Here is a 5,186-nt window from a genome sequence, read left to right on the forward strand (position 1 = left end):
TTAGATTATATCTGCAATCAGGTTGGAGATGGAGCCAAAAAAATAAGATCAGAACCAGAATTAAAATTCAGTTCTGACTTATTTTCAGCATAATAAAAAAGTAAACGCCTATTTATAATGGGTAACAAGGTATTTTATGCTCATTCATTAAAACTTTCGGATAGCAATGACTCAAAAAGAAATAAATGAAAAAGCAAGTGCAAATTTTGAGAAAGAAATGAAAAAACACAAGGATTATTTCAAAAAGCACGGAATATTTTCATTGATATATACAGATCAAGATTTAAAGGATACTAAAAACATATTTGAGGATATGAAAAAGTATTTAGAACCTAAAACCTCTAGTACTCAATTGAAAATACACATATTTGATGATTTTTTTAAAAACGATGTAACTAAATAAAAAGACTTCTGCCAACCGCTAGTAAGCAATAGTCGGGAATTTGGCTTAATGGGAAAATGGTTTTGTATTTGGGAAATTTGTGATAATCCGAAAATAATTGCTTTATTTACCCCGACCATCGCCTACTAGCAAGACGTTAGCAGTAATGATTTTGACGCGCATCTTAAAAAAGTAATTATGAATAAAAAAGCAAAAAAATGGTTGTTAATTTTAAGCATAATTCTTGTTTCGACTTTCTTATTTTTTAAAATAAATCAGAGAATAAAAATAATAGAACTAACTTCAATAAATGTTGAAACGGAAAACGAAATTGACGTTGAAAAAGTAAAAATTTATCAAGGTTATTATACAATAAACAGAGAAAATGACGCCGAAATTTTCAATGATAAGTCTGCGAAAATTGTATTTGACGGAAAATCTAATGGAAAAGCAAAAACTGAATACGGAGAAAATGATTTTTTACTAATTTATGACAATAAATATTACTTTCAATTCAGACAATTTTGCACAAACGACAATGATTTTTATAAATACAATCTCAAACTTTTAAAAAAGAGAAATAAATTATACTTAAAAGCAGAAATAAGTAGCGGAATGAAATTTGAAAAACCACTAAACTTAATAAGCGAAGCCGAAAAATTGAGATGCAACGGAAAAATAGATGACGAAAAAGGATTGTATAACGGAATTGAACTTAAATAAAATATCACTACTGCTAACAGGCGTTTGGCAAGATTGCGAATTTTGTAGTAAATTCACGTTTATTTCTCGCAAGAAATTTTATCTTTGATAGAAAATAATCGGTTCCGAAGTTCGCAACCTCGCCAAGCGCCGGAACGTTGGCAGTAATTATAAAAAACCAAAAAGATAAAATGGACGAAAAGGATAAAGAGATACTCAAAAATACTGAAGAAATTTTTAATTGGACATACCCAGGAGCAACATTATATTACAGAGATTGCAATCTTAAAGAATCTGTAATAAAACTCTTCAAAGAAGAACAAATTCTAAGAAATGGTTATTTTCTTGATGTAAGTTCTAAAGCAGCTGGATTAGATAAAAATACTCGATTTATTATTGCTTCTTCAAAGGCGGCAAAATTATATCAAATTAATCCTGACGTTGAAAAATATGCACATTGTTGTATAAACGCAAATAGTTATTTTAAAGTAATGAATATTTACGTGGTAAATGGTAAAACCCAAATTTTTCTGTTACACATTCCAGCAAATGGTTTAGAATATTTTAGCAAAGTAATTTCTAATTTTGACAGTCAATTCATTGATAGAGCAAAGAAAAGTTTTGATGAAAAAATAATTAAAGAGCCTTTGCCTGAACTTCTGGAAAAACAATGGGTTGATAGAACAAACTTCCCTGTAGGAATGGATGGATATAATACTTTTTATCCACTTGACTCTATTACTCCAATTACTAAAGAAGGAGAGCCTTTGTATAGTGGGATTAGGAATCTTACAAACGACACAACTGACATAAATAAATCAAGAATAACAAAATTAGAAAGTCCAAAAGGTTTTTGGAAAAGACTTTTTGGTTAAAAAAAACTACTGCCAACACACGCTACAAGCAATTTGGGCATTAGGCTTAATGGAAAAATTGGTTTTTATTTGGAAGATTTGGCAAATCCGAAAGATAACGCTGTTTTAATCCCAAACTGCTTGTAGCGCGAGAACGTTAGCGGTAATTTTTCAGACACTCATCAAATAACACAAATTTTTAAAACTATGGACAAAGAACAATGGCAAAATCTTTATAATCTTTTTGATAGAACTCATTCAGATTTTTTATTAGCATATCCTCAATATAGAAATGGCAAAAATCAAAAAATAAGAGATACAGCCACAAGAGAAATGGATAATGCAATTAGAACCGCTGATTTCAACATACGCAGAAACAAAGAAGTTTATGAACTAATTACAGGTGGTGAAAATGTATCAGACTATGGTAGAACAATAATATATGAAGAATTTACACGATATAATTATTTTGGCGACGACATGGCGAAACTATTAGTTCTGATTAAAGACAAAATAAGCCAATTCAAGTAAAAAATTATCGTTAACAAATATGAGTGATGATAACTCTGAAAAATTAGACTTCCTTTTTGAATGGGCAGTTTGGGGACATTTAAATTCTAAAAAAGATATTGAATCAATTTTGTTAAAAGGACATTTAATGTTAGAAACTGCACTTGACACAGTATTGTCAAGAAACAATATCTTAAAAACAGAAAATGATTCATTCTACAGAAAATTAACTTTATTAGAGAAAAACATTGTAACTAAAAATCCTGAAAGAGACTTTATAATAGATTCATTAAGAAAAATTAATCTTGTGAGAAATAAATTAGCTCATGAGATTTTGTACAAAGAATTAGATATTGATATAGAAAATTGGTCAAAAGATATTCTGGAAAATCTTAAGGGAGAAAAATTCGCTAATTTTACCAAGCGAACAAAGATTGTACATTCATTCTCAATATTAAGTTTTAACTTATTAAGAATGAAAACTACCTCTTAAAATTTAAACTATGAAAAAAATTGTAAAATTCATAAAAGTTGCAAAGGACATATTTATAATACTCGGAATTCCAGTTCTATTTTATTATGCTTATCAAATCCATAACGAACAGATAAATTCAAAGAATATTCAAATAGAATTATTGCATACAAAAATTGGAATGCTAGAAGAAAACCAGATAAACAATGTTTGGGATAAATATAAAAGTCTTAAAGAATATAACGAAGAATTACAAGCAGATTTGGAAAAGGTTTCTCATTTAAAAGATAGTTTGCAAGATTTCATTGAAAATTCTAAAAACAAAGGCCTATTTCTTAATAGAGAACAAGTTACCAACATATATAAAGGTTTAAAAAGTTCGGAATACTATAAAAAAAGATGTTTAGCTTTAGAAGCTCAAATACGTGAAAAATTAATTAAACATCAAAAATTACAAGAAGAGTTTTTGAAAATGAAATAATAAAAACTACCGCTAACAGCCGTTTCTCGCAATTGCGAATTTTGTGGTAAGTTCACGTTCACATTTCGCAAGAATTTTTATCTTTAACAGAAAATAAAAAGTTCCGAACTTCGCAACTGACGAGAAGCGGCGGAACGTTAGTGGCTATAATCCCAGAACCGTAGAAAAAAATGAACATAGAAAAATTTATCGACCAAAAAGAGTTTGAGAATGTTAACAAACGATTACAAAATATTCGCAATGAAATACAACTAAATAGTTTTAACTTATTTACAATATCATCATACAATTCATATTTAGAAAACTTTCATAGTGATGTAATTGCTATACTATTGAACCCTAATGAAAGACATAATCAAAAGAATAGTTTTTTAAATCTTTTTTTAGATTATCTCATTGAATTTGGAGTAAAAATAAATAAAGACGATTATGCATTTTGTGAAATAACAAGAGAACAAGGGAGAATTGATATTTGGATAAAAGATAACACTTCAAAAAAGTCAATAATTATTGAAAACAAAATCAATAATGCAGGCGACCAAGAAAACCAACTTGAAAACTATTATAATTATGCTAAAAATTCAGGTTTTGAAATTGATTCAATTGTTTATTTAACTTTAAATGGCAATAAAAATGCGCCATTAACAGACGTAGCCGAATTGAACGAAAAAATTCAAAATATGTCAGCGTTCAAAAATAATATAACTGATTTATCAAATGGTTGGTTAAAAAAATGCTATGAAAATTCAGAGAATGAAGATAATCGTTCATTCATTTTTCAATATTTAAAACTTATTAAACACTTATCTCAAGTTGGTATGGACAGACAAATAAAAGAAGATTTTTATTCAGTAATAAACAAAGAAGATGGTTTCTTAAAAACAAAAGCAATAGCCGAATTAGTTGCTGGTTTAGAAGAATATCGAGCTGATTTGTTTGCTGCTAAAATTGGTAACGATTATTTACCATTTAGAAAAACATATCGTTGGAGACCAAATCATTGGCTTTATGAAAATTTCAATGAAAACGGAGTAAATTTTAAACTTGATGTATATTTCAATAATGACGGAAGTGCCAGAATTGACTTTTGGAATCCAAATCAACCAGAAGAAACACAAAAAACAAATACTTCAACAAAACTTAAATCAATTGGATTATTTGAGAAGTTTGAATTTGGTGGTTTTGGCGGCGGAATGTGCAAAATCTTTAATCTTGAAAGCTTTGAAAACATTGAAGCTCTTGACAATGAAATTTATAACTCTGTAAGAGAATTATTTGAAAAATTAAGGACATAAAATTACAGCCACTAACAGCCGTTTGGCAATATGGCGGGATTAGGCTTAAATTGAAGTTGGTTTTGTACTTGTAAAATTAGTTTTTAACCGAAAGTCTAGGTTTCCTTAATCCGCCACATCGCCAAGCGGCCAAACGTTAAGCGGGAGTTGAAAGCCGAAATTACGCAGAAGAAATCCATTGGAAAACAAGCATTAGTTTCCGTAAGAAATTAACAAAGCTGAAGCGTAGAAACTAGAAGCGCCAACAGAAGCTGGAAAGTTGAAACCTGAAAATCAGAAGTGTGAAAATTGGAGTGGAAAAACATAAACTCGGAAAACAGAAGCGTGAAAATTGGAAACTGACAATAGAAACATGGAAAAAGGAAGCGTGAAAATTGGAACCAAATAACAGAAAACTAAAAGCAAACGTGAAAGTTGAAAATAGCAAACCGAAATACAGAAACGTGAAAAATTTGCGGTTTAATTGTAATTCCGACTAAACAACCCCCGC

The 5,186-nt window shown here is 29.3% G+C and carries 7 protein-coding genes; all 7 read left to right on the top strand.

The annotated features are described in order from the left end of the window. The first annotated feature begins 166 nt into the window (after positions 1-166). The 7 genes from AO58_RS0116545 (at position 167) to AO58_RS0116575 (ending at position 4,696) form a co-directional block, all read left to right on the top strand. Entirely contained in the window at positions 167-403 is a 237-nt protein-coding gene (locus AO58_RS0116545; protein ID WP_024982747.1) for a hypothetical protein, read from the top strand. A 177-nt stretch (positions 404-580) separates the two neighbouring features. Beyond that, entirely contained in the window at positions 581-1,105 is a 525-nt protein-coding gene (locus tag AO58_RS17685) for a hypothetical protein (protein ID WP_024982748.1), read from the top strand. A gap of 137 nt (positions 1,106-1,242) precedes the next feature. Next, complete coding sequence (locus tag AO58_RS17430; protein WP_051536751.1) at positions 1,243-1,959, top strand: hypothetical protein; 717 nt, start codon at positions 1,243-1,245, stop codon at positions 1,957-1,959. 186 nt (positions 1,960-2,145) lie between these two features. Further along, a complete protein-coding gene (locus AO58_RS0116560) occupies positions 2,146-2,469 on the top strand; it encodes a hypothetical protein (protein WP_024982750.1) in 324 nt (107 codons plus the stop codon). Between the two features lie 19 nt (positions 2,470-2,488). Then, a complete protein-coding gene (locus AO58_RS0116565) occupies positions 2,489-2,941 on the top strand; it encodes a hypothetical protein (RefSeq protein WP_024982751.1) in 453 nt (150 codons plus the stop codon). A gap of 10 nt (positions 2,942-2,951) precedes the next feature. After that, entirely contained in the window at positions 2,952-3,401 is a 450-nt protein-coding gene (locus AO58_RS0116570) for a hypothetical protein (RefSeq protein WP_024982752.1), read from the top strand. A gap of 170 nt (positions 3,402-3,571) precedes the next feature. Beyond that, positions 3,572-4,696, top strand: coding sequence for a PDDEXK-like family protein (locus tag AO58_RS0116575; RefSeq protein ID WP_024982753.1), 1,125 nt, complete (start codon positions 3,572-3,574; stop codon positions 4,694-4,696). Positions 4,697-5,186: the final 490 nt, after the last annotated feature.

The sequence above is a fragment of the Flavobacterium succinicans LMG 10402 genome (assembly GCF_000611675.1).
Taxonomy (GTDB): Bacteria; Bacteroidota; Bacteroidia; order Flavobacteriales; family Flavobacteriaceae; genus Flavobacterium; species Flavobacterium succinicans.